Source organism: Streptomyces sp. SLBN-118 (genome assembly GCF_006715635.1).
Taxonomy (GTDB): domain Bacteria; phylum Actinomycetota; class Actinomycetes; order Streptomycetales; family Streptomycetaceae; genus Streptomyces.
Genome location: NZ_VFNP01000002.1, coordinates 2,653,505 through 2,678,752 on the forward strand (window position 1 = coordinate 2,653,505; position 25,248 = coordinate 2,678,752).

21 protein-coding genes are annotated in these 25,248 nt (G+C 70.2%); 12 read left to right on the plus strand and 9 right to left on the minus strand.

Features of this window, described 5'->3' with window-relative positions; all coding sequences use genetic code 11:
* Positions 1–265 precede the first annotated feature (265 nt).
* The gene (locus FBY35_RS30530; protein ID WP_142217170.1) at positions 266–1,663 is read left to right on the plus strand and encodes an amino acid permease; all 1,398 of its coding nucleotides are present in this window, start codon (positions 266–268) and stop codon (positions 1,661–1,663) included.
* 141 nt (positions 1,664–1,804) lie between these two features.
* Positions 1,805–2,440 carry a superoxide dismutase gene (locus tag FBY35_RS30535; RefSeq protein ID WP_142217171.1) on the plus strand — a complete coding sequence of 212 codons (636 nt, stop codon included), beginning with the start codon at positions 1,805–1,807 and terminating at the stop codon, positions 2,438–2,440.
* A 125-nt stretch (positions 2,441–2,565) separates the two neighbouring features.
* On the opposite strand, the gene FBY35_RS30540 is transcribed toward FBY35_RS30535, so the two are convergent.
* The gene (locus FBY35_RS30540) at positions 2,566–3,210 is read right to left on the minus strand and encodes a DsbA family protein (RefSeq protein ID WP_142217172.1); all 645 of its coding nucleotides are present in this window, start codon (positions 3,208–3,210) and stop codon (positions 2,566–2,568) included.
* Positions 3,211–3,344: 134 nt separating this feature from the next.
* Between FBY35_RS30540 and pepN (FBY35_RS30545) the strand changes: the two genes are divergently transcribed.
* A complete protein-coding gene (pepN, locus tag FBY35_RS30545; protein WP_142217173.1) occupies positions 3,345–5,948 on the plus strand; it encodes an aminopeptidase N in 2,604 nt (867 codons plus the stop codon).
* 258 nt (positions 5,949–6,206) lie between these two features.
* Positions 6,207–7,232, plus strand: coding sequence for a hypothetical protein (locus FBY35_RS30550; RefSeq protein ID WP_142217174.1), 1,026 nt, complete (start codon positions 6,207–6,209; stop codon positions 7,230–7,232).
* 4 nt (positions 7,233–7,236) lie between these two features.
* Here FBY35_RS30550 and FBY35_RS30555 read toward each other — a convergent pair whose 3' ends face one another.
* The 4 genes from FBY35_RS30555 to FBY35_RS30570 form a co-directional block, all read right to left on the minus strand.
* Positions 7,237–8,409 carry a serine hydrolase gene (locus FBY35_RS30555; RefSeq protein WP_142217175.1) on the minus strand — a complete coding sequence of 391 codons (1,173 nt, stop codon included), beginning with the start codon at positions 8,407–8,409 and terminating at the stop codon, positions 7,237–7,239.
* Positions 8,410–8,493: 84 nt separating this feature from the next.
* Entirely contained in the window at positions 8,494–8,967 is a 474-nt protein-coding gene (locus FBY35_RS30560) for an NUDIX hydrolase (RefSeq protein WP_142217176.1), read from the minus strand.
* 30 nt (positions 8,968–8,997) lie between these two features.
* Positions 8,998–9,873 carry a pyridoxamine 5'-phosphate oxidase family protein gene (locus FBY35_RS30565; RefSeq protein ID WP_260848863.1) on the minus strand — a complete coding sequence of 292 codons (876 nt, stop codon included), beginning with the start codon at positions 9,871–9,873 and terminating at the stop codon, positions 8,998–9,000.
* A gap of 13 nt (positions 9,874–9,886) precedes the next feature.
* A complete protein-coding gene (locus FBY35_RS30570; protein WP_142217178.1) occupies positions 9,887–10,342 on the minus strand; it encodes a VOC family protein in 456 nt (151 codons plus the stop codon).
* 125 nt (positions 10,343–10,467) lie between these two features.
* Between FBY35_RS30570 and FBY35_RS30575 the strand changes: the two genes are divergently transcribed.
* From FBY35_RS30575 to FBY35_RS30585, 3 genes are all read left to right on the plus strand, one after another.
* Complete coding sequence (locus tag FBY35_RS30575; protein WP_142217179.1) at positions 10,468–11,013, plus strand: CGNR zinc finger domain-containing protein; 546 nt, start codon at positions 10,468–10,470, stop codon at positions 11,011–11,013.
* 157 nt (positions 11,014–11,170) lie between these two features.
* Positions 11,171–14,494, plus strand: coding sequence for a S8 family serine peptidase (locus FBY35_RS30580; protein WP_142217180.1), 3,324 nt, complete (start codon positions 11,171–11,173; stop codon positions 14,492–14,494).
* A gap of 141 nt (positions 14,495–14,635) precedes the next feature.
* On the plus strand, positions 14,636–15,664 hold the full coding sequence (locus tag FBY35_RS30585; RefSeq protein ID WP_142217181.1) for an aspartate-semialdehyde dehydrogenase: 1,029 nt from the start codon (positions 14,636–14,638) through the stop codon (positions 15,662–15,664).
* Positions 15,665–15,956: 292 nt separating this feature from the next.
* Here the strand turns inward: FBY35_RS30585 and FBY35_RS30590 are convergent, their stop codons facing one another.
* Entirely contained in the window at positions 15,957–16,475 is a 519-nt protein-coding gene (locus FBY35_RS30590) for a DUF1203 domain-containing protein (protein WP_142217182.1), read from the minus strand.
* 127 nt (positions 16,476–16,602) lie between these two features.
* On the opposite strand from FBY35_RS30590, the gene pepN (FBY35_RS30595) reads away from it, so the two are divergent.
* The 5 genes from pepN (FBY35_RS30595) (at position 16,603) to FBY35_RS30615 (ending at position 22,155) form a co-directional block, all read left to right on the plus strand.
* A complete protein-coding gene (pepN, locus tag FBY35_RS30595; protein WP_142217183.1) occupies positions 16,603–19,173 on the plus strand; it encodes an aminopeptidase N in 2,571 nt (856 codons plus the stop codon).
* 184 nt (positions 19,174–19,357) lie between these two features.
* Positions 19,358–20,785, plus strand: coding sequence for a sensor histidine kinase KdpD (locus tag FBY35_RS30600; protein WP_142217184.1), 1,428 nt, complete (start codon positions 19,358–19,360; stop codon positions 20,783–20,785).
* Positions 20,782–21,198 (plus strand): roadblock/LC7 domain-containing protein, encoded by a 417-nt coding sequence (locus tag FBY35_RS30605; protein WP_142217185.1) that lies wholly within the window; start codon positions 20,782–20,784, stop codon positions 21,196–21,198. The genes FBY35_RS30600 and FBY35_RS30605 overlap by 4 nt, the downstream gene beginning before the upstream one ends.
* A complete protein-coding gene (locus tag FBY35_RS30610; protein WP_142217186.1) occupies positions 21,195–21,554 on the plus strand; it encodes a DUF742 domain-containing protein in 360 nt (119 codons plus the stop codon). Before FBY35_RS30605 ends, FBY35_RS30610 begins: the two co-directional genes overlap by 4 nt.
* Complete coding sequence (locus FBY35_RS30615) at positions 21,535–22,155, plus strand: ATP/GTP-binding protein (RefSeq protein ID WP_142217187.1); 621 nt, start codon at positions 21,535–21,537, stop codon at positions 22,153–22,155. The genes FBY35_RS30610 and FBY35_RS30615 overlap by 20 nt, the downstream gene beginning before the upstream one ends.
* Positions 22,156–22,475: 320 nt before the next feature.
* Here the strand turns inward: FBY35_RS30615 and FBY35_RS30625 are convergent, their stop codons facing one another.
* The 3 genes from FBY35_RS30625 to FBY35_RS30635 are packed head-to-tail and all read right to left on the minus strand — an operon-like array spanning position 22,476 to position 25,081.
* A complete protein-coding gene (locus FBY35_RS30625; protein WP_142217189.1) occupies positions 22,476–22,706 on the minus strand; it encodes a hypothetical protein in 231 nt (76 codons plus the stop codon).
* Positions 22,707–22,729: 23 nt separating this feature from the next.
* A complete protein-coding gene (gene malQ, locus FBY35_RS30630; protein WP_142217190.1) occupies positions 22,730–24,886 on the minus strand; it encodes a 4-alpha-glucanotransferase in 2,157 nt (718 codons plus the stop codon).
* Complete coding sequence (locus FBY35_RS30635; protein WP_142218250.1) at positions 24,887–25,081, minus strand: hypothetical protein; 195 nt, start codon at positions 25,079–25,081, stop codon at positions 24,887–24,889.
* Between the last annotated feature and the right edge of the window lie 167 nt (positions 25,082–25,248).

Consider the following 25,248-nt stretch of genomic DNA (forward strand, 5'->3'; position numbering starts at 1 on the left):
GTGAGGGCAGCGTCCTGTGAGGAGATCGCCGCCTCGTGCGCGTGCGCACGAGGCGGCGATCTCCTGCCCCAGCGAACGTCGGTCCCGGCGGCCGATCGCCCCTGGGGACTTGCCAGTTGATGCGGGAGGGCGGGCCAGGTGAGGTGAGGTTGTGATCACCAGGTGTGAGCATCGTGCCCGTATAGCGGACATCCGTTCCGCATGAGCGGTACACGCACTCAGACTTGACCTTTCTCCCGTTTCAGCAACTGAACAGGGCACCCCCATGTCTCGGACCTCCGCGCCCGCGCCTGTCGACCAGCAGGCCGACACCCCGCTCTCGCACGGACTCAAACAACGCCATCTGTCGATGATCGCCCTTGGAGGCGTCATCGGAGCCGGGCTCTTTGTCGGATCGGGCGCGGGCATCGCCGCCGCCGGCCCGTCGATCGTCATCGCCTATGCGATCTCCGGCCTCCTCGTCATGCTCGTGATGCGGATGCTCGGCGAGATGTCGGCGGCGAACCCGGCATCCGGCTCCTTCTCGGTGCACGCCGAGCGGGCGATCGGCCCCTGGGCCGGATTCACGGCGGGCTGGGCGTTCTGGTTCCTGCTCTGTGTGGCGGTCGGCCTCGAAGGCATCGGCGCGGCGAAGATCATGACGGGCTGGCTTCCCGGCACGCCCGAGTGGGCCTGGGTCGCTCTGTTCATGCTGGTGTTCTGCGGCACGAACCTGGCTGCCGTGAAGAATTTCGGCGAGTTCGAGTTCTGGTTCGCGGCACTCAAGGTCCTCGCGATCGCGCTCTTCCTGGGCATCGGCGTACTGGCGATCCTCGGCATCCTGCCCGGCACCGACTCCCCCGGCACCGCCAACCTCACCGGCGAAGGCGGCTTCATGCCGAACGGCACGGAAGGTCTGGTCGTCGGACTGCTCGCCTCGGTCTTCGCGTACGGCGGCCTGGAGACGGTCACCATCGCCGCGGCCGAGTCCGAGCACCCCGTCCAGGGCGTCGCCAAGGCCGTGCGTACGGCGATGTGGCGTATCGCGGTCTTCTACATCGGCTCGATGGCGGTCATCGTCACGCTGATCCCGTGGGGCGACCCGAAGGTCGTCACGAAGGGCCCGTACGTCGCGACGCTGGACCACCTGGGCATCCCCGCGGCCGGTCAGATCATGAACGCGGTCGTGCTGGTGGCCCTCCTCTCGGCGATGAACGCCAACATCTACGGCGCCTCCCGCATGGCCTCCTCGCTGGTCTCGCGCGGCCAGGGCCCGAAGGCGCTCGGCCGGACCTTCAGCGGGGTGCCGCGCACCGCGGTGCTGGTGTCGTCCGTCTTCGGCTTCCTGTGCGTACTGCTCAGCTACTGGCGGCCCAACGACGTCTTCATGTGGCTGCTCAACATGATCGGCGCGATCATTCTGGTCGTCTGGACCTTTATCGCGGTCTCACAGCTGGTGCTGCGCCGGCGGACCGAGCGCGAGGACCCGTCGAAGCTGGTCGTGAAGATGTGGCTCTACCCGGCGCTGACGTGGATCGCGCTGGCGGGCATGGTCGCGGTCTTCGTCCTGATGGCACGGGAGCCGGACACGCGGACACAGCTTTACTACACGGGTGGACTGACGGCGGCGCTGGCGGTGATGGGCTACGTCCGCCAGGTGCTGGCGCGCCGCGTCGAGGCCTGAGCCTCAATCCCCCGGACCCCCGGTTCCCCGTCGCCGGGCGGGCTTGATCCTCAAGCCCGCCCGGCGATCTTCGTATGCTCTCTTGCTGCTAGTGTGCACTTGCATATGATGTGCAATAAGCAGCGGGGGGGCCGGACGAACATGGCCATGTACACGCTTCCCGAACTTCCCTATGACTACGCGGCACTCGAACCGGTCATCAGCCCGCAGATCATCGAGCTTCACCACGACAAGCACCACGCCGCCTACGTCAAGGGCGCCAACGACACCCTGGAGCAGCTCGCAGAGGCCCGTGACAAGGAGGCATGGGGGGCGATCAACGGCCTGGAGAAGAACCTTGCCTTCCATCTCTCCGGCCACATCCTGCACTCGATCTACTGGCACAACATGACCGGCGACGGCGGCGGCGAGCCGCTGGCAGCCGACGGCGTCGGCGACCTCGCGGACGCCGTCGCCGAGTCCTTCGGCTCCTTCGCCAAGTTCAAGTCCCAGCTGACCAGGGCCTCGGCGACCACCCAGGGTTCGGGCTGGGGCGTTCTCGCGTACGAGCCGGTCAGCGGGCGCCTGATCGTCGAGCAGGTCTACGACCACCAGGGCAACGTCGGCCAGGGCTCGATCCCGATCCTGGTCTTCGACGCCTGGGAGCACGCGTTCTACCTTCAGTACAAGAACCAGAAGGTGGACTTCATCGAGGCGATGTGGCAGGTCGTCAACTGGCCGGACGTGGCGCGGCGTTACGACCGGGCCAAGGGGAGTACGCCGCTCATCACCCAGTGAACCGGGCAGCCTGAAGCGTCCCGCCCGTGATCGTCTTCTCAGCCTTCACGTGCGGGCGGAATGACGAAGGACCCCTGCGAGAACCTGACTCGCAGGGGTCCTTCCATGAGCAAGGGGCAAAGAGGTCAGTCGAAGATCGGGCCTTGTGTGCGGGTGCGCTTGATCTCGTAGAAACCGGGGATGGACGCGACCATCAAGGTGCCGTCCCAGAGCTTGGCCGCCTCCTCGCCCTTCGGCGCCGGCGTGACGACCGGCCCGAAGAACGCGAGTTGCTCGCCGTCCGAGCCCGGGACCGCGATGACCGGGGTGCCGACGTCCTGGCCGACCTTGTCGATGCCCTCCTTGTGGGAGGCGCGCAGCTCGGTGTCGTACGCGTCGGAGTCGGCGTACTCGATCAGCTCGGCCGGGAGGCCCACCTCCTCCAGCGCACCGATGATGGCCTCGCGGGTCGAGCCCTCGCCGCGGTTGTGGAAGCGGGTGCCGAGAGCGGTGTAGAGGTCTCCGAGCACCTCGTCACCGTGCTTCTGCTGCGCGGCGATGACGACCCGGACCGGTCCCCATGCCTGCTGTATGAGCTCGCGGTACTTCTCGGAGAGCTCGTCGAGCTTGGGCTCGTTCAGGACCGCCAGGCTCATCACATGCCAGCGGACCTCGACGTCCCGGACCTTCTCCACTTCGAGCATCCAGCGCGAGGTCATCCACGCCCAGGGGCACACGGGGTCGAACCAGAAGTCGACGGGGGTCTTGCCGGTCTGACCGCTTTCGGACATTTCTCTCCTTGTTGTGACGCCACGTACGCCTCAAACGGACAACACCGATGGTCAGCGGACGATTCCCGGACGCACCCCGCTCAGGTGCGCATGCGAGGATCGGTCCTGTCCGAACGAGACACGAAGGAGTGCCCGTGCCCGGTGAGAATCTGTCCCGCGACGAGGCCCGACGACGGGCCGAGCTGGTGTCCGTCGACGGGTACGAGGTTGCCCTCGATCTGCGTTCCGCGGTCGGGGAGGCCACGGAGGGCTCAGGGCCACGCACCTTCCGCTCGGTGACCACGATCCGCTTCCGCTGCACGGAACCGGGCGCGTCGACCTTCGCGGATCTGCTGGCGCCCGCCGTGACGGCCGTCACGCTGAACGGCGAGAAGCTGGACACGGCCGCGGTCTTCGACGGCTCACGGATCGCGCTGGAGTCTCTGGCCGCGGAGAACGTACTGATGGTGGACGCGCAGTGCGCGTACAGCCGTACCGGCGAGGGGATGCACCGCTTCGTCGACCCGGAGGACGGCGAGGTCTATCTCTACACGCAGTACGAGCCGGCCGACGCCCGCCGGGTCTTCGTCACCTTCGAACAGCCTGACCTGAAGGCGCCGTTCCGCTTCGAGGTGACCGCGCCGGAGGACTGGACCGTCTGGAGCAACGGCGAGGGCGCACGGGACGAGGACGGGGTGTGGCGCTTCGCGGAGACGAAGCCGATCTCCTCGTACATCACGGCGGTCGTGGCGGGTCCGTACCACCACGAGACCGACATCTACACCCGCACCTTCGACGACGGGACGACGCTGGAGATCCCGCTCGGCGCGATGTGCCGCAAGGGACTCGCCAGGCACTTCGACGCCGAGGACATCTTCCTCGTGACGAGGCAGGGCCTGGACTTCTTCCACGACCACTTCGACTACCCGTACCCGTTCGGGAAGTACGACCAGGCGTTCGTGCCCGAGTACAACATCGGGGCGATGGAGAACCCGGGCTGTGTGACCTTCCGCGAGGAGTTCATCTTCCGGGGGAAGGTGACGCAGGCGTCGTACGAGCGCCGGGCCAACGTGATCCTGCACGAGATGGCGCACATGTGGTTCGGCGATCTGGTCACCATGGTGTGGTGGGACGACCTGTGGCTGAAGGAGTCCTTCGCCGACTTCATGGGCACCTTCTCGATGGTCGGGGCGACCCGCTTCACCAACGGCTGGATCACCTTCGCCAACAACCGCAAGTCGTGGGCGTACCGGGCGGACCAGCTGCCTTCGACCCACCCGGTCACGGCCGACATCCGCGACCTGGAGGACGCCAAGCTGAACTTCGACGGGATCACGTACGCCAAGGGCGCGTCCGTGCTGAAGCAGCTCGTCGCATACGTCGGCCAGGACGCCTTCCTGGAGGGCGCTCGGCGCTACTTCAAGCGGCACGCGTACGGGAACACCCGCCTCGCCGACCTGCTCGCCGTGCTCGAAGAGACGTCCGGGCGGGACATGGCGACCTGGTCGCGATCCTGGCTGGAGACCGCGGGCGTCAACTCGCTCACCCCCGTGGTGACATACGACGCGGGTGACCGGATCACCGAGCTCGCGGTGGTACAGGACACCGCGTCCGATTCCGCGGCTCCACCGAGCGGCGCGCTCAGGCCGCACCGGGTGGCGGTCGGTCTCTACCGCAACGAGGCCGGTGCGCTGGTGCGTTACGCCCGCGCCGAGGTGGACGTCACCGGGCCACGGACGATCGTGGACGCCCTCGCCGGCACCGAGCGGCCCGAGCTGGTCCTCGTCAACGACGAGGACCTGACGTACTGCAAGATCCGCTTCGACGAGGGCTCCCTCGCGACGCTGCGCAGCCACCTGGGCGACCTCACCGACCCGCTGGCGCGGGCCCTGTGCTGGTCCGCGCTGTGGAATCTGACGCGGGACGCGCTGATGCCCGCGCGGGACTTCATCGACCTGGTGCTGAGGTTCGCGGGGCGCGAGTCGGACATCGGCGTGCTGCAGATGCTCCACGCGTGGGCCCGCACGGCGCTGCACCACTACGCCGCGCCGGCCTGGCGCGAGGAGGGCGGGCGGCAGCTCGCGGAGGGCGCGCTGCGGGAACTGCGGCAGACCGAGCCGGGCAGTCAGCACCAGCTGACCTGGGCGCGGTTCTTCGCCACGACAGCGACATCGGCGGCGGATCTGCAGCTGCTGCGGGGCCTGCTGGAAGGCTCGGCGGAGATCGACGGGCTCGATGTGGACCAGGAACTGCGGTGGTCGTTCGTGGAGCCGCTTGCCGCACACGGGGCGGCGGACGAGACCTTCATCGCGGCGGAACTCGCCCGCGACGACACGGCCTCGGGCAAGCGCCACCAGGTCCGCTGCCTGGCGGCGCGCCCGTCGGCGGCGGTCAAGGACCAGGCCTGGGCGCAGGTCGTCGAATCGGACGCGCTGTCCAACGCGCTGGTGGAAGCGACGATCTCGGGCTTCGCCCAGCCGGGGCAGCGGGAGCTGCTCGCGCCGTATGTGCCGAAGTACTTCGAGGCGATCGAGCGCGTGTGGGAGGAGCGGTCGATCCAGATCGGCATGGACGTGGTGAAGGGCCTGTTCCCGGGCCTGCAGGACAGCGAGGCGACGCTGGCGGCGACGGATGCGTGGCTCGCGGCGCATGAGGGGGCGGCGCCGGCTCTGAGGCGGCTGGTGCTGGAGTCGCGGGACGACCTGGCGAGGGGCTTGCGGGCTCAGGCGTGCCACGCGGGGGCGTCGGCCCGGCAGTAACCGGGGGCTCCGCCCCGGACTCGTCCGGGCCTCCACGGGCTGTATGTGCGGCTGGGCCGCACATACAGCCCGTCCGTCGTTTGAGGACATACGGCCGGAGGTCGCACACGGGTCCGGGCCGGAGACACGGCACAGGGCCCGCGCGGCTGCGTCTGATCGGCAGTCGAACTCCCGTACTTTAGGACGAGGTTGTCCTGAATTGTCGACAAGCCTGTAACAGCGGTTAGCGCACCGACCCGCCGCGGGCATTCCCGTCGCATGAACCACAACGCCCCGCTCTCCCCCCTCCCTCTCTCCCACCTCTCCGACGTGCAGCGCCGCGTCCTGTCCGCCGCGCAGCTGCGGGCGCACGGTGTGTCCGCCGCCCGGACCGCCGAGCAGTGCCGGCCCGGTGGGCCCTGGCAGTTGCTGCTGCCGGGGGTGTTTGTGCTGCACCCCGGTCCGCCGACCAGTGAGGAGAGGCTGCACGGCGCGCTCCTGTACGCCGGGCGCCCGGTGATTCCCGCGCAGGGCGAGCCCCGGAGCGCCGCACCCCGCTACGGGGAGGCCATGATCACCGGGCTCGCCGCCCTCGCGCTGCATCAGTTCTCCTCGGTACCGCCGCTCCTCTCCCTGGAGCGGATCGACGTCCTCGTCCCCCGCACCCGGCGGCTGCGGTCGACCGGTTGCGCACGGCTCGTGCGCTCGCGCGAGCTGCCGGGGGCGCAGGAGATCACCGGCCTCCCCGTCGCGCCCGTGCCGCGTGCCCTTGCCGACGCCGTCGCGGAACTCGCGGACCCCAGTGCGGTACGGCAGCTGCTCACCGAGGCCGTCCGCCGCGGACACTGCGAACCCGCCGCGGTCGTCAGGGAGTTGAACCGGGCGCGGCTGCTGAACCGTCCCCATGTCGTCGACGCCGTCGACTCGCTGCTCGCCCAGGGCCGGGCGCTGGCCGAGGACCGTCTCTACGACCTGGTGCGCGATCACGGCCTGCCCGTCCCCCTGTGGAACGTGGACCTGCGCCTCCCCGGCGGTCCGCACGTGGGCGGCATCGACGCCTACTGGCCCGAACAGGCCGTCGCCGTCGAGCTGGACACCCGCGCTCCCCGCCAGGGCGAGGACGCGCTCCGGTCGGAGTACGCCCGTAAGCGCGAGCATCTGGAGCGGCTCGGCATCACCGTCGTACACCTCACGCCGCGCAAGCTGCGGGAGTCGCCCGAGCATCAGGCGACCGTGGTCCGCACCGCCCTGATGGCGGCGGCGGACCGCGATCCGGCCGCCTGTGTCGTGGTGCTGCCGCGCTGAGCGGTCAGCCGCAGAACTCCGCCTCCACGACGGCCCAGCTGTCCCCCGACCAGTCGCCGTTGAAGTTCATCGCCAGCGAATGACTCCCGTCCCGGGTGGTGAGCGCGTCGGACGAGGACCCGTGGATTCCGCCACCATGGCCCCAGACGTCCTTGCCGCAGCTCGTCTTGATCTGCATCAGGCCGAGGCCGTAGCGCTTGTCCTGATCCTTCGGGTCCATCGCAACGGTGGCGGTCATCTCCCGCAGCTGCTTGCGCGGCAGCAGCTCGCCCTTCAGCAGCGCCCGGTAGAAACGCTGCAGATCGGCGGAGTCGGAGACCATCTCGCCGGCCGATCCCGCGGCCGACGGGTTCAGCTCGGTCACATCGTGGATCTTCGCCTTCGGGTCCTCGGACAGCTTCGAGTAGGCCCGGCCGCTGGGGCGCGGCATCCGGGCGTCGGTCCCGGGCAGGGACGTGGCACGAAGGGAGAGCGGGCGCAGGATCCGGCGCTCGATCTCGGAGCCGTACGCACGTCCCGTCGCCTTCTCGACGACCATCCCGGCGAGGATGAAGTTGGTGTTGGAGTAGTGCCAGCTCGTGCCGGGCGCGAAGTAGGGCTCGTGTCCCATCGCGAGGCCGACCAGCTGCCGTGGGGTCCAGGTGTCGTAGCGGTGCTGGAAGAAGCCGTCGCCGAAGACCTTCTCCGCGAACCCCCGGTCCTCGGTGTAGTTGTAGATCCCGCTGGTGTGGTTGAGGAGTTGCCTCAGGGTGATGCGGCGACCGTCGTGGCCGCTGCCGTGCACGACGCCGGGGAGCCAGTGGTCCACGGTGTCGTTCAGGCTCAGTCTGCCCTCGGCCTCCAGCTGGAGAACGACGGTGGCGACGAAGGTCTTGGTGATGGACCCCACGCGGTAGCGGTCGTGCGGCAGGCGTTCGCGCCCCGTCTTCAGGTTCGCCACGCCGGCCGTGCCGTTCCACGTGCCGTCGCGGTCGCGCGCCTGGGCGAGGACCCCGGGAACCCCGTCGCGGACGGCGGCCTCGATCGCCCGCCGCGTGGCGCTGTGGTCACCTCCCCGGCTTCCTGCCGTCCCGCTGTCCGCGGCCGCTGGGCTCACCAGCGCGCCGGTGGCCAGGGCTGCCACCGCCACCGCTCCTGTCAACGCCGTTTGGACCGTGCGTGCTGAACGTCCTGCCATCTCGGTCTCCTGTCTGCGACTGCTGTCGCAGGAGGGGACTTCGGCGATGCGTACGGCGTTGCCCGGGGCGGCAGGGTTGAGCGTCTATCGGCCAGTCCGGTCGACCCGGCCGACCGGTGGCCTGGAACGCCACAGTTCCAGGCCGATGTCGACGAGTTCGACCCGCTCCAGACCGGTCACCGAGGCGAGCGGATGCCAGGCTGCGAGGTCGGTCGACCCGTTCGTCTCATGGCGCAGCTCGCCACCGGTGACCCTGCCCTCGTACACGATGCGCAGCCCCTGGAAGTCGGCGAACGCACCCAGTCTGCGGGGGTATTGGCGGCGGATGGTGTCGAGGCCGAGCAGTGCGGTCATCTCCGACGCGTAGCCGGTTTCTTCTTCGACCTCACGGACGACGGTGTCGAGGGGGTCCTCCCCGTGGTCCATGCCGCCGCCGGGCAGCGTCCACTTCTTGGCGCCGTCGCGAGCCACCCAGCGGGCGAGCAGGATCTGTTCCTCCCGTACGCACACGGCGTAGGCCGCAACCCTCAACTCCTTGTTCCGCAACTGCTTGTTCATGCGGTGAGGGTAGACGTACGCCCAGGATCCCTACCCCAGGGACGGGTTGGCGGGCGAGTATTCGGGCTCCGACCAGCGCAGCTCACTGGCCGCCCTGGTCTCGACGGCCTGATCGACGGTGAACCGGACGCTGCGGCCGGTGCCGGAGTACTCGGTGTGCGCGGTGCCGGTGAGCTGGAGGGTGGCGCCGGTGCTCCAGTCGAGGAAGAGCAGTCCGGCGCGCGGGTCGGTCTCCAGGTTGCCCAGCGTCAGGAACATCGCGTTCCCCGGATAGTCCGGCCACCCGAGACCGGTGGGCGAGGTGACCTGTACGAAGCCGGGGCTGCCGCCGCGGTGGCTGGCGTCGACGCCTTCCGGTGTGCCGGTGGCGATGAAGAAGGTGTCGGCGCTGCGGATGAACTCCTGCTGGCCGGCGGTGAGCCGACTGCCGTGCTCGGCCGTGCCGCCGCCGGCCGGGCCGGAAGCGTACAGCTCTCGCTTCTGCAGGTACTTCGGGCAGTTGGCGAACACCCGCTCTGTCTCGATCGCGAGACCGCGGGCGGACGGGCGGGCCGTGCCGCCCATGCGCATCCGGCGCCGGGTGCGGGGGTCGAGGGCGATCGTGCCGACGGGTGTCCCGCCGGCACCGAGGACAGACCGGAGCGGGTCTCCTGCGCGCACTTGGCCGGCGACCGAGACGGAGTGCGGCCCCGCGGCCCGTACGAAACCGGGCTCACCGGTCAGCAGCGAGGCCCACATCCGGCCGTCGCCGTCCGCCGCGCCGAGTACCAGCATCGGCTGGAGTCCCAGGAAGGCGGCGGCGACCGGTTTGATGCCCCGGCCTATGGAGCGGCCGACGTGCGCGGCCTGTTCGCGTACGCCGACGCGGTCCTGCACGGCGAGCGAGCCGTGGTGGTACGGGTCCACGGGAGCCAACTCCTCAGAAGAAGCCGCAGGTGGGCGCGGCGGCGGTCGGCACGGGGGCATCCTCGGCGCCGGTGGGGGCGTAGATCTCCAGCCTGGTGCCGTCCGGGTCGTGGAAGAAGATCCCGCCGGAGGCCGCTCCTTCACCGTGGGCGACCACGCCCTCGTAGGCGAAGTGGACGCCGAAGGTCTTCAGGCGGGTCTCGGCGGCGCGGACCTCCTCGATGGATTCCGTCTCGAAGGCGAGGTGGTGCAGCCCGGCGAGAGCGGGGGCGTAGGCCCCGTCCGCCTGCTGCCAGAGGGTGAGGACGAGCTGCCCGTCCCGCCCGAGGAAGGCGTAGCGGCGGCCGTCCTCCTTGCCCCGGCCGAGCACCTCGAAGCCGAGCGCGTCCCCGTAGAAGGGGAGGGAGCGGTCGAGGTCGGTGACATTGAGGCCGATATGGCCGGTACGCAGAGTGCTGGTCGCCGTCATGGCACACCTCTCGGACGTCGGAAGATCCGTTCGATCTAACCTCTCACTTTGACTTTAGTGGTTACAGTGGAGACATGCAACCGGTCACGTACTCTTGAGTGGTTAGCTACGAGAGGAGACGCGGGATGCCCGCCCTGTCCGACCCACGGCCGCTCACCGGCGAGCCCGTCTCCCTGGATCTGCTCAACACCCGATGGATGCACGACGGCGTACGCCAGGACCTGCTGACCGACGCCGGCGGACTGCTCGTCTGGCTGACGGCCAACGGCCTCGCCGACCGGTTCACCGCCGACGCGGCCACCCTGGAGCGGACGCTGACCGCCCGCGAGGCGCTTGCCGCCCTGGTCGACAACCCCGGCGCCGCCGCGGCGGCCGCACGCGTCGACGAAATCCTCGGCCACGGCCGCATCCGCGCCACTCTCGACACCGAAGGCCCCGGCGAGCGCGCGGAGTTCGCGGACCCGGCCTGGGGCCCGGGCTGGATCGCCGCCCGCGGCCATCTCGATCTGCTGCGCACCGCGCCCGACCGCATCCGCGCCTGCGCGCACGAGGCCTGCGTCCTGCACTTCTTCGACACGTCGCGGAACGGCACCCGCCGCTGGTGCTCCATGGCCGTGTGCGGCAACCGGGCGAAGGCCTCACGGCACTACGCCCGCAGCCGCGAGGACTGAATCACCCATTTGTCCCTGATGACGTACCGCCAACCGTGGCGGGTTTCCGCCATGACCACATCACAGCCATGACAACTCTCTACAAACCCCTGTCACTTACGCAAAGCTGAGCGGTCATCCGGCACCGAATTCCGGACCCTTCCTTTCACAAGCAGGGATGCTGATGACCCCCCAATCCCAGAGCCCTCTATCCGGGCGCTCCGTACCAGGTCACAGACGCGCGGCCCGCATCGCGGCCGCCGCATCGATCGTGGCCGCACTGGTGGCGGCAGGCGCCGTACCCGCCTTCTCGGCCGCGCCCGCCGACGATCCGGGCACTTCTGCCGGCGTCAAGGCGGCCTCGTCCGACAAGCTCGGCTCGGCCGACAAGGAACTTCTCGCCCAGGCCGAGGCCAAGGGTGAGAAGAACGTGACCGTGATGGTCGCCACCGCCCCCGGCTCGACCGAGCAGGTCGCCGGGCAGCTCGGCGCCGTCGAGGGAGCCGTGGTCGGCAAGACCTACGACCAGCTCGGCTATGTGCGGGCCACCCTCCCCACCGGCAAGGCGGAGGCCGCGCTCAAGGCGGCCGCCAAGCTCTCCAGCGTTCACGGCATCGACCTCAAGCACGAGGTCAAGCTGGACGACCCGACTCCGGCAGCCGACGCCGCCAAGGCCGCGGGCACCGCGGCCGCGCAGGCGACGCACTACCCGGCACCCGGCAAGGGCACCCCGGCGAAGAACCCGTACAACCCGTCCTTCGAGACCGGCGCTGTCGACTTCGTCAAGGCGCACCCCAAGGCCGACGGCCGCGGTGTGACCATCGGCATCCTCGACTCCGGCATCGACCTCGGCCACCCGGCGCTGCAGAAGACCACCACCGGCGAGCGCAAGATCGTCGACTGGGTCACGGCGACCGACCCGGTCTCGGACGGCGACGCCACCTGGCGCCGGATGTCGCTCGATGTCAGCGGCCCGACGTTCACCGTCAACGGCCGTACGTACTCCGCCCCGGCGGGCGCGTACAAGTTCAACCTCTTCGCCGAGGCCGCCACCAAGGGCGGCGACATGGCCGGCGACCTCAACCGGGACGGCGACACGACCGACGTCTGGGGCGTGCTCTACGACCCGGGCACCCGCACCGCCACGGTCGACCTCGACAACGACGGCAACTTCGCCAACGACACCGTGATGAAGCCGTACAAGAACGGCTTCCAGGTCGGCTACTTCGGCAAGGACAACCCGGCGACCGACGTCGTCGAGCGCATCCCGTTCGTCATCGAGGTCCGCAAGGACGTCGTCTACAACGCCGCGGGTGCCAAGGCCGACTACGTCAACATCGGCGTCATCGAGTCCGAGCACGGCACGCACGTCGCCGGCATCACCGCGGCCAACAGCCTCTTCGGCGGCAGGATGAACGGCGCGGCGCCCGGCGCCAAGCTGGTCTCCTCGCGCGCCTGCACCTGGAGCGGCGGCTGCACCAACATCGCGCTCACCGAGGGCATGGCCGACCTGGTCATCAACCGCGGTGTGGACATCGTCAACATGTCCATCGGCGGTCTGCCCGCGCTGAACGACGGCAACAACGCCCGCGCCGAGCTCTACACGCGCCTCATCGACACCTACGGCGTCCAGCTGGTCATCTCGGCCGGCAACGAGGGTCCGGGCACCAACACCATCGGCGACCCGGGCCTCGCCGACAAGGTCATCTCCGTCGGCGCCGCCATCTCCAAGGAGACCTGGGCGGCCAACTACGGCTCCCGGGTGACCAAGAAGTACGCCATGCTGCCCTTCTCCTCCCGCGGCCCGCGCGAGGACGGCGGCTTCGCGCCGGTCATCACCGCCCCCGGCGCCTCCATCAACACCACCCAGACCTGGCTGCCCGGCAGCCCGGTCAAGGAGGCGGGCTACGAGCTCCCGGCCGGCTACTCGATGCTGCAGGGCACCTCGATGTCCTCGCCGCAGGCCGCGGGCGCGAGCGCGCTGCTCATCTCCGCCGCCAAGCAGCGGCACATCGAGCTGACCCCGGCGAAGCTGCGCACCGCTCTCACCAGCACCGCGCACCGCATTCCCGGAGTGCAGGCGCACGAGCAGGGTTCCGGCCTGATCAACATCGTGGACGCCTGGGACGCCATCAAGGACGGCGCCACCGCCCACGAGTACAGCGTCAAGGCCCCGGTCGACACCGCGATCGACTTCGCGCTGAAGACCCCCGGCTTCGGCACCGGCCTCTACGACCGCGAGGGCGGTCTGAAGGCCGGGCAGAAGAAGTCCTACGACGTCGTCATCACGCGGACGACCGGTCCGGACCGCCCCGTTCGGCACGAACTGGACTGGAAGTACAACGACGGCACCTTCGGCCTGCCCGGCAGCGGCTCGGTCATGCTGCCGCTGAACACCCCGGTCACCGTCAAGGTCACGGCCAAGCCCCGGACGGCCGGCGTGCACAGCGCGATCCTCGAGGCGGACGACCCGCGCACCGAGGGCGTGGACAAACAGATTATGGCGACCGTGGTGGTCTCCAAGGAGCTCGCGAAGCCCGGCTACACCTTCTCGGCTTCCGGCTCGGTGCAGCGCAACAGCCACAAGTCGTACTTCGTCACGGTGCCCGAGGGCGCGAAGAACCTCGAGGTCGCGCTCGGCGGTCTGGCCGCGAACAGCCAGACCCGGTTCATCGGCATCCACCCGTACGGCGTGGGAGTCGAGGACAGCTCGACCATCTTCTGCTACCCCAATTACAACAATCCGGCGAACACCTGCCGTCCGGACTTGCGCTCGTACCCCGAGCCGACGCCGGGCGTCTGGGAGATCGAGGTCGAGTCGCGGCGTACGTCTCCGCTGCTCGACAACCCGTACAAGCTGGACGTCAGCCTGCTGGGCGCCTCCTTCGACCCGGCCGTCAAGACGCTCCCCGAGGCGAAGGTCGGCACGCCGGCCCCGGTCGAGTGGAAGGTCACCAACGGCTTCGCCGCGATCGACGGCAAGCTCGCCGGCGGTTCGCTGGGCTCGGCGAAGGTGGCCCGCCCGTCCATCAAGAACGGTGAGTCGCAGGAGTCGACGGTCACCATCGGTGAGGGCGTCGAGCGTCTCGACGTCGCCATCGGAGGGGTCTCCGACACCGGCGCCGACCTGGACCTGACGGTCCTGCTGAACGGTGTGCGGGTCGGCCAGTCCGCGGACGGCGACTCGGAGGAGGCGGTGAGCCTGCTCAAGCCGGCCGCCGGCACCTACACCATCGTCGTCGACGGTTACGCCGTCCCGGCCGGGACCACCGAGTACAACTACCGCGATGTGTACTTCGCGGCGTCGCTCGGCTCGGTCAAGGTCGACTCGACGAAGCCCGTCAAGCTCGCCAACGGAGCATCCGCGCAGGTCAGCGCCGAGGTTCTGGTGGGTGGCGCGGCTCCCGAGGGACGTCAGTTCTTCGGCGAGGTACAGCTGCTGAACGGCCGCGGCACCGTCGCGGGCGCCGGCAGCGTGGTGATCGAGAAGGTCACGCCGTAGCCCTGTGAGCAAAAGGAGGGGGCGGGCGTCCTGGCCGGACGCCCGCCCCTTCCGCATGCCGGACAATGGATTGGACAAGACGGCCAGGGACATACGCATGATGGGCAGGCTGCCCGCGTCGAAACCACAGAAGGAGTCACCGTGAGGGTCGGAATCGTCGGAGCCACCGGACAGGTCGGCGGAGTCATGCGCAAGATCCTCGCCGAGCGGAAGTTCCCGGTCGACGAGCTGCGACTCTTCGCCTCCGCACGGTCCGCGGGCACCTCCCTCACGTGGCAGGACCAGGAGATCACCATCGAGGACGCGTCCACCGCCGACTACTCCGGCCTGGACATCGTGCTCTTCTCCGCCGGTGGAGCGACCTCCAGGGTGCTCGCCGAGAAGGTCGCCGCGCAGGGCGCCGTCGTGATCGACAACTCCTCGGCCTGGCGCCGCGACCCCGAGGTGCCGCTGGTCGTCTCCGAGGTCAACCCGCACGCGATCAAGAACCGGCCCAAGGGCATCATCGCCAACCCGAACTGCACGACGATGGCCGCGATGCCGGTGCTGCGCCCGCTGCACGCGGAGGCCGGCCTCACCGCGATGGTCGCCACCACCTACCAGGCGGTGTCCGGCTCGGGGCTCGCCGGTGTGGCCGAGCTGCGCACCCAGGCCTGCGCTGTGTCCGAGACCGCCGACCAGCTCACCTTCGACGGCGAGGCCGTCGAGTTCCCCGAGCCCGCCGTCTACAAGCGCCCCATCGCTTTCAACGTCCTGCCGCTGGCGGGGAACATCGTCGACGACGGTTCCTTCGAGACGGACGAGGAGCAGAAGCTCCGCAACGAGTCCCGCAAGATCCTGGAGATCCCGGAGCTCAAGGTCTCCGGCACATGCGTCCGGGTGCCGGTGTTCTCCGGTCACTCGCTGCAGGTCAACGCGCGCTTCGCGCGTCCTGTCTCGGTGGAGCGGGCGTACGAACTGCTGAGGGAGGCGCCCGGGGTCGAGCTCTCGGAGATCCCGACGCCGCTGCAGGCGGCGGGCAAGGACGCGTCGTACGTGGGCCGTATCAGGGTGGACGAGACGGTCGAGAACGGGCTGGCGCTGTTCCTGTCGAACGACAACCTGCGCAAGGGGGCGGCGCTGAACGCGGTCCAGATCGCGGAACTGGTCGCGGACGAGCTCCGCGGGTAGCGGGCCGCGCCTGCGGCGGGCTTTCCCTGCCCGCCCTCCCCCTACGGCCTGGCGGCCGTGGGAGGTACCCGCATCCCGGACCGGGGCTCCGCCCCGGAACCCACGCCTCAAACTCCCCCAGACTTCGTCCGGGGGGACCCCCACGGGGCTGAGTGTGCGGCAGGGCCGCACACTCAGCCCGTCCGGCGTTTGAGGACACGCGCGAAGCGCGTACGGGGTCTGGGGGCTTGCCCCCAGATTCGGGAAAGGGCGGGGTGGGGAAAAGGCCCGCCGCAGGCGCACCGCCCACCCCCTACCCCCGCCGCACCTCGAAGAGGAAGCAGCCGTACTCCACCGCCCTGACGTGGACCAGCACCACCTCGGGGTCCGCGAACGCCTCCCGCAGCGCCCCGTCGAACGCCTCCGTCGCCGCCTCCGGGATGTCCAGCAGGCGGCCTCCCGCTATGCGGCCCTCCGCGTCATAGCGCCGCAGAGTCCGCAGTGCGCCCGGCCGCGCGAAGGGGTAGCCGTCCCCCTCGGCCGGGCCCCCCTCCGCCGGGCCCTCGCACTCCTCGGCGTGGATGAAGACGGGGCCCTGCTCGTCGTACGCGCCGGGCTTCGCCCATGTCTGAGCGGCCCAGCGACGCAGCGGTGCGTACGACACGAGGGCGATGCTTTCGCCGATCGCGCTCGGGCGCAGACAGCAGCGCAGCGGGGCCCCTGACTCGGTGTCGGTGTACGGGGCGCACGCGCGCCCCGCGTCATCGGTGTCGCGAAGCTGTTTGAGGGCGGCGGCCTCGATGGGCCGCGCCGTGAAGAGTGTCTCGGTCATGGGTTCAGCCTGGCGCCCGAGGGGCTCCGCTTCCGGCGGAAAACGGACAGGGAATCAACGGCGGGCAGCCCCACGGCACCGCGTGGAAAGATGGCCGCAAACGTCACGAAACCGAGGAGATGACAGCGTGCCTGGCACGAATCTGACCCGCGAAGAGGCGCAGCAGCGGGCGAGCCTGCTGACCGTCGACTCGTACGAGATCGATCTCGATCTGAGCGGCGCGCAGGAGGGCGGGACCTACCGGTCGGTGACCACGGTGCGCTTCGACTCCGCCGAGCAGGGCGCGCAGACCTTCATCGATCTGGTGGCTCCCGCCGTGCACGAGGTGGTGCTCAACGGCGAGGCACTGGACGTCGCCGCCGTCTTCCGGGATTCCCGGATCGCGCTGGCTTCCCTGCACGCGGGCCGAAACGAGCTGAAGGTCGTCGCCGACTGCTCGTACACCAACACCGGCGAGGGTCTGCACCGTTTTGTCGACCCGGTGGACCAGCAGGCCTACCTCTACACCCAGTTCGAGGTGCCGGACGCCCGCCGTGTCTTCGCCTCCTTCGAGCAGCCGGACCTGAAGGCGACGTTCCAGTTCACTGTGAAGGCCCCCGAGGGCTGGACGGTCGTCTCGAACTCGGCCACACCGGAGCCCAAGGACAACGTCTGGCACTTCGAGCCGACGCCCCGTATCTCCAGCTATGTCACGGCGCTGATCGTCGGCCCGTACCACTCGGTGCACAGCAGCTATGAGAAGGACGGGCAGTCCGTCCCGCTCGGTGTCTACTGCCGGCCCTCGCTCGCCGAGTTCCTGGACTCCGACGCGATCTTCGAGGTCACCCGCCAGGGCTTCGAGTGGTTCCAGGAGAAGTTCGACTACGACTACCCCTTCGCGAAGTACGACCAGCTCTTCGTGCCGGAGTTCAACGCGGGCGCGATGGAGAACGCGGGCGCGGTGACCATCCGCGACCAGTACGTCTTCCGTTCGAAGGTGACGGACGCGGCGTACGAGCTGCGCGCGGAGACGATCCTGCACGAGCTGGCGCACATGTGGTTCGGCGACCTGGTCACCATGGAGTGGTGGAACGACCTGTGGCTGAACGAGTCGTTCGCCACCTACACCTCGATCGCCTGCCAGGCCGCCCACCCGGAGTCGAGGTGGCCGCAGTCCTGGACCACCTTCGCGAACTCGATGAAGACGTGGGCTTACCGGCAGGACCAGCTGCCGTCCACTCACCCGATCATGGCCGATATCCGCGACCTCGACGACGTGCTCGTGAACTTCGACGGCATCACGTACGCCAAGGGCGCGTCGGTGCTGAAGCAGCTCGTGGCGTATGTCGGCCAGGACGAGTTCTTCCGCGGTGTGCAGGCCTATTTCAAGGCACACGCCTTCGGCAACACCCGGCTGACCGATCTGCTGGGCGCACTGGAGGAGACCTCCGGCCGTGATCTGAAGACCTGGTCGCAGAAGTGGCTGGAAACCGCGGGCATCAACATCCTCCGCCCGGAGCTCAAAATCTCCGAGGAGGGCTACGTCACCTCCTTCTCGGTGCGCCAGGAGGCCCCGGCGCTGCCCGCCGGCGCCAAGGGCGAGCCGACCCTTCGCCCGCACCGGATCGCGATCGGCTGCTACGACCTCGACGAGAGCGGCAAGCTGGTCCGCACGAGCCGGATCGAGCTGGACGTGGACGGCGAACTCACGGATGTGCCGTTCCCGCGGAACACCCGCCGTCCCTCGGTGATCCTGCTCAACGACGACGATCTGTCGTACGCGAAGGTCCGCCTCGACGAGGAGTCGCTGCGGGTCGTCACCGATCACCTCGGCGACTTCACCGAGTCGCTGCCGCGCGCCCTGTGCTGGGCATCGGCCTGGGACATGACCCGAGACGCCGAACTCGCCACGCGGGACTATCTGTCCCTGGTCCTCTCCGGTATCGGCAAGGAGTCGGACATCGGCGTCGTGCAGTCGCTGCACCGCCAGGTGAAGCTGGCGATCGACCTGTACGCGGCGCCCGAGTGGCGCGAGGCGGGGCTCACACAGTGGACGGACGCGACGCTGGCGCATCTGCGGGCGGCACAGCCGGGCAGCGACCACCAGCTGGCGTGGGCGCGCGCCTTCGCGGCGACCGCGCGCACGCCGCAGCAACTCGACCTGCTGCAGGCGCTGCTGGACGGTACGGAGACCATCGAGGGCCTGGTGGTGGACACCGAGCTGCGATGGGCCTTCGTGGAGCGTCTCGCGGCGGTCGGGCAGCTCGACGAGGACGAGATCGCGGCGGAGTACGAGCGGGACAAGACCGCCGCGGGCGAGCGCCACGCGATGACGGCGCGCGCGGCCCGGCCGTCCGCCGAGGCGAAGGCCGAGGCCTGGGCGTCGGTCGTGGACTCCGACAAGCTGCCGAACGCCCAGCAGGAGGCGGTCATTTCGGGCTTCGTCCAGACCGATCAGCGTGAGCTGCTGGCCCCGTACACCGAGAAGTACTTCGCGGCGGTCAAGGACGTGTGGGACTCGCGCACCCATGAGATCGCGCAGCAGATCGCGGTCGGTCTCTACCCCGCGCTCCAGGTCTCGCGGGAGACGCTGGACGCGACGGACGCATGGCTGGATTCGGCCGAGCCGAACGCGGCTCTGCGGCGGCTGATCTCCGAATCGCGCGCGGGAGTCGAGCGCGCGCTGAAGGCACAGGCGGCCGACGCCTCCGCCACGTAAGCGTGTAGAGGCACATCCGCGCAGGCAGACGCCCCGGGCCAATCGGCCCGGGGCGCATTCCGTTTCCCGGGCACGTGAATATCCCTCCAAACCAATGACCCGGCGTCATCTCCCGTAACTGGAAGGAGATATGCTCCCGCCCGTCGTCATGTGATCTTTCCGGTTCGATGGTTTGAGGGTGCTGATGGTTCGACAGGAAACGTCGACCGGAAGTCCGCGGAACGCGGCCGCTTTCGGGTGGCTCCTGCCCGTCGTCGCGTTCGCCGTGGCCGTCGCGGTGGCCGCTGCCCTGGTCTCCGCCCCGGCGCGTGCCGCGGTGGTCTGGATCGGTGTCGCGGCATTGGTGCTGGTCGCCGTGGCCTGCGCGGAAGTGGCGCGGCGCGGCCGGCGGATCGAAGAGCTGAGCGCCCGGCTCGCCGAGCGGGAGGCGGCACTGTCACGACAGCAGGCCGAGACCGCGCGGCTGGCCGGCGAGCTGCTGCCGCAGGTCGTGGAGCGGCTGCGCACAGGCGAGTTCCCCGAGGACGTCCTCGACTCGCTCGACGCCCCGGCCGAGCACCGGGCGGTGCTCAGTTCGGTGCTCGACGCGGTCGTCGCCGAGGAGGATCTGCGCGAGTCCGCGCAGCGCGCGTTCGTCAACATCGCCCGCCGGGTGCAGGCCATCGTCCACCAACAGGCCCAGGAACTGCGGGAGATGGAGGACCGGCACGGCAGGTCGCCCGAGGTCTTCGGCGATCTGCTGCGGATCGACCACGGCACCGCGCTGATCGGCCGGCTGGCCGACTCCATCGCCGTGCTCGGCGGTGCGAGGCCCGGCCGCCAGTGGAGCAAGGCCGTACCGCTCTACAGCGTGATGCGCGGCGCCATGTCGCGGATCATCGACTACCAGCGAGTCGAGCTCCACTCGGTCTCTGAGGTCGCGGTCGTCGGCACCGCCGTCGAGCCGCTGATCCACGCGCTCGCCGAGCTCCTCGACAACGCGACCCGCTACTCGCCGCCGCAGGCCAAGGTCCACCTGACCGCCGTCGAGGTGCAGTCGGGCATCGCCATCGAGATCGAGGACGGCGGTGTGAGCATGAGCGAGGAGGCCCGCAAGCGGGCCGAGCGTATGCTCCGCCAGGCCCAGCAGGGCATCGATGTCAACGACCTGGGCGAGACGCCCCGCCTCGGCCTCGCCGTGGTCGGCAGGCTGTCGCAGGTGTACGGCTTCCAGGTCTCGCTGCGCTCGTCGGCGTACGGCGGTGTGCGCGCCGTGCTCGTCGTCCCGCAGGCACTGATCACCACCGCGTCGTCGGCGACCGGTCTCGCGCACGGCATCGGGGCGTCCTCGGGCCCCCGCGCCACCGGGACGATCACCGAACAGCGGCCGTCCCGGCAGGTGACCGGCCCGATGACGGACGAAGAGGTCCCGATCGTGACCGAACGGACCCCGACCGGCCTGCCGCAGCGGCGCCGCAAGGCCCCCGTCACCGAACCGGCCACGATCGTCGCGGCCGCCGCATCCGAGCCGGAGGCCGCCCCCGAGGTGCAGCCCGGCATGTGGCTGAGCGCCTTCCAGAGCGGCCTCGCCGGTGAGACCACCCAGACGAGCAAGGGAAACACGCAGCCATGATTCAGCAGCATTCCACCCGGACCAACATGGACTGGATGCTCAAGGACCTGGCAGAGGGCGTACCCCAGACCCGAAACGTGGTCGTCCTGTCCGCCGACGGGCTGCGCATGGCCCAGTACGGTGCGGACACCGACACCGCGGACCGGCTGGCCGCCGCCTGCGCCGGGCTGCAGAGCCTCGCGGGCGCAGTCGCCTCCGAACTGCCGCACAGCGACGGCCGGATGCACCTCGTCGTCATCGAGATGAACGGCGGCTTCTTCTATCTGATGGCGGCGGGCTCGGGGGCGTTCCTGGCCGTGCTGGCCGACGAAGGAGTCGACGCCGGGCTGATGGGACAGCGGATGCGGGACCTCGTGCTGCGGATCGGGGAGCACATGAGCACGCCGCCGCGGCACGAGGGGCACACCGCGTGAGCAACCCGGGCGGGGACTGGGAGGAGCTCAGTCCCGAGCGGCTCTACGTCATCACGGGCGGCCGCAGCGGCTCCTCCGCGCCCACCGCCCTCGACCTGGTCACGCTGATCGTGGCCAAGTCGGCGCCCCGCCCCGGTACGCCGCCCGAGCAGGCCGCGATCATCCGGCTCTGCCACGCTCCGCTCTCGGTGGCCGAGATCTCCGCCTATCTGAGCCTTCCGGTGAGCGTCGTCACCGTACTGCTCAGCGATCTGCTGGCCGAGGACCGGGTACTGGCCCGCGCACCCGTCAAGCCCGCCCAACTCCCCGACCGCGCTTTGATTGAGGCAGTGATCGATGGACTTCAGAAGCTCTGAGCAGGCCGTCGGGCCGCGCAGCGAGGATGTGCTGCCGGAGACGGCCACGGCCGCCGTCAAGGTGGTCATCGTGGGCGGCTTCGGAGTCGGCAAGACGACCCTGGTCGGCGCGGTGAGCGAGATCCGGCCGCTGACCACCGAGGAGACGATGACGCAGGCCGGGGTCGGCGTCGACGACACGTCCGGCGTGGAGCGCAAGACCTCGACGACGGTCGCCATGGACTTCGGCCGCATCAGCATCAACGAGGAGCTGGTGCTGTACCTCTTCGGCACGCCCGGCCAGGAACGCTTCTGGTTCCTGTGGCGCGGACTGTTCGAGGGGGCCCTGGGCGCGGTGGTCCTGGTCGACACCCGACGCCTGGAGGTCAGCTTCGACGTCATCGGCCGCCTGGAGGAGCGAGGGGTGCCGTTCGTGGTGGCCGTCAACTCCTTCCCGGACGCGCCGGGTTACCCGCTCGACGAGGTGCGCGGCGCGCTCGATCTGCCGGATTCGGTGCCGATCGTCGCGTGCGACGCGCGTATGCGTGCGTCGAGCCGCGACGTGCTGATGACGCTGATGCGGTACCTGCAGTCGCTCGCGGTCGCCACGGAGGCTTCGTGATCAGAGCGGTGGCCGACTCCTAGCCGGACGGGCTAAGGGGCCGGAGGGAGGGCGGGGGATCAGCGCGACGCCCATCTCCGCTTCCAGCATCGCCAGGATCGCCGTCCAGCCCGCCGCCGAATGCGCCTGGACGTCCAGCGGGTCCGCCGGCAGCGGGATGCGGCTGAAAAATCGGCGAGGACTGACCGGCCTTCCGGACCTGGCCGAACAGAGTCGCGCCGAACGCCACCGCGACACATCGGGGCATGACAAGGGCGCCCCGGGGGTGCGTTCACACCCCTGGAGCGCCCTGGGAAGTCCGACTGAAGCCGAGAGCTGGGTCAGCCCTGCTTCTTGGACTTGTCGAGCACCATCACCAGACCCGCGATCAGCACGAAGAGTCCCAGCGGCGCGGCCACATAGAGGCCCACCGTCTCGGCCACACTCAGGCCCTGGCCCGGGTCGTCGCCGTCGTCGGGGGTCAGGGCGAGCGCGGGCGACGACAGGAGCAGCATCATCAGCGTCGTACCGGCCGCGACGGCGCCGGCGCGCAAAGCGTTCTTCTTGTCCACGGTGCCAACGTAGCGAACGGCTGTCACGGCCGCGCGTCCGGGGGTGCCGTACGAGGTCCGGGGCCGGGGCCCGGGTCGGGGCAAGGTTCCGGGCGGGGTTCCGGGCGAGCTGCGCGATCCGGGCCGAAGACCTCCATCAGCGCCCGCAGCCGGGGCGAGGCCGCCAGCTCCTCCAGGCCGACGGGCCGGCCGTCGGCGTCCGCGACCGGCAGCCGCCAGTTCGGGTACTGGTCCCAGGTGCCCGGCAGGTTCTGCGGGCGGCGGTCGCCCACCGCGTCCGGCAGCCAGACGCCGACCATGCGGGCTGGCGTGCGTAACAGAAAGCGGTACGCCGCGCGGATCTGCCCCTCCTCGTCGCCACTGCCCTCCGGCAGCAGGCCGAGACCGCCGAGCAGGTCCAGCCATTCCGCGACGTCCGCCGCATCGTCCGTGCGCTCCCGGTCCAGGGGGCCGGCGAGCAGGCCGAGGCGGTGGCGCAGCGCCACATGCTCGCCGGTCAGCCGGGCGGCCGTGGACGGCAGATCGTGGGTGGTCGCCGTGGCCACGCAGTCCTCGCGCCACCGCTCGGGCGGCAGCGGCCGCCCCGTACCCGCCCAGTCGCGCTCGAACCAGAGCACCGAGGTGCCCAGCACCCCCCGGCGCGCCAGGGCCTCGCGCACACCCGGCTCGACCGTGCCGAGGTCCTCCCCGATGACGGCGGCACCCGCGCGGTGGGCTTCCAGGACGAGAAGCGCGAGCATGGCCTCGGCGTCGTAGCGGACATATGTACCGTCGGTGGGCGGGCTCCCCTCCGGGACCCACCAGAGGCGGAACAGGCCCATCACATGGTCGATGCGCAGCGCTCCCGCGTTACGGAAGAGGCCGCGCAGCAGTCCGCGGTACGGGGCGTAACCGGACCCGGCCAGGACGTCGGGCCGCCACGGGGGCAGGCCCCAGTCCTGGCCGTGGGCGTTGAACGCGTCCGGGGGCGCGCCGACCGACATGCCGGCCGCGAAGGCGTCCCGCTGCGCCCAGGCGTCCGCACCGCCGGGATGCACACCGACGGCCAGGTCATGGACGATGCCGACGCCCATGCCCGCCTCGCGCGCGGCCCGCCCTGCGGCGGCCAGCTGCCGGTCGGTCAGCCAGGCGAGCCTGCTGTGGAAGTCGACCCGGTCCATCAGTTCGTACCGCGCCCGGACCGTCTGTGGCGAGTGCGGGTCCCGCAGGGCGGCGGGCCAGCTGTGCCACTCGGGGCCGTGCACCTCCGCGAGGGCGCACCAGGTGGCGTGGTCCTCCAGGGCCTGGCCCTGCCCGGCCAGGAAGGCGCAGTAGTCGGCGCGGCGGCCTGGCCCGAGCGGGACGCGGTGCACGATCTCCAGGGCCTCGCGCTTGAGAGCCCAGACGGCGTCGCGGTCGATCAACGCGCCCTTCCGCAGCACCGATTCGCGCAGCCCGGCCGCCTTCTCGCACAGCTCGTCCAGCCGCTGCCGGTCGCGGGCGCCGACGTACGCGTACTCGGGGATGTCCTCGATCCGCAGATGGACGGGGTCGGGGAAGCGCCGCGAGGAGGGCCGGTAGGGAGAGGGGTCGGTGGGCGCGCCGGGGACGGCCGCGTGCAGCGGATTGACCTGCACGAAACCGGCTCCGAGCGACCGTCCGGACCAGGTCGCGAGCTCGGCCAGGTCCCCGAGGTCGCCCATGCCCCAGGAGCGGGCGGAGAGCAGGGAGTAGAGCTGTACGAGAAAGCCGTAGGAACGGCCTTCGGGCTGCGGTGCTCTGCCGGGCGCGACGACCAGGGTGGAGCGGGCGCTGCGCCCGTCGGGGGCCCGGGCGTACAACTGGTGGACGCCGTAGGGGAGTTCCCCCCAACTCTGTCCCGGCTCCGCCACCGGCTGCGGGGCGAGCTCGGCTCCGTCCTCCGTCTCGACCCGCAGGACCGTGTCCGCGGGGAGCGCGGTCAGGGGCGCCGGGCCATCGCCCTCGGGCCACAGCACGAGTGTCGGTGGCAGCAGCCGCTCCGCGGCGGCGGATTCGGCGCGGGCCAGCGCGTCCCGTACCGCCGAGGGGGTCGAGGCGTCGACGCCGAGGGCGGCGAGGACCGCGACGACCGTGGCGTCGGGGACGGGGACGCTCAGGCCCTCGGACGGCGCGTAGGCGGTGGCGACTCCGTGCAGTGCGGCGAGCCGGGCAAGGCCCATTCAGACTCCAGGGGACTCCGTGCCGCCTGCCGTGCCAGGGGCCGTCGGCTCGCTGGTGAGGGGGGCGGCCTCGGCGAGCGGCGGCTCACTGGTCAGCGGTGCGGCGTCGGCGAGCGGGGGTTCACTGGTCAGCGGGCCGGGACCCGGGACCTGTTTGGACAGGGCAGAGAGCAGAAGGTGTGCGGACGCGGGCATGGTGGTCACTCCAGACGGACGGTAGCGGGACACAGCAGCCCTACCCAGCGGGCGCGACCGCAGACGTACATGATCCGTCAACGTGTTCCGCATCACATTCCGTTCCCGGCGCGGCAGTTGGATCAAAACGCCCATCCCCTCAGGCAAAAGGCGCACAACGGCCACCC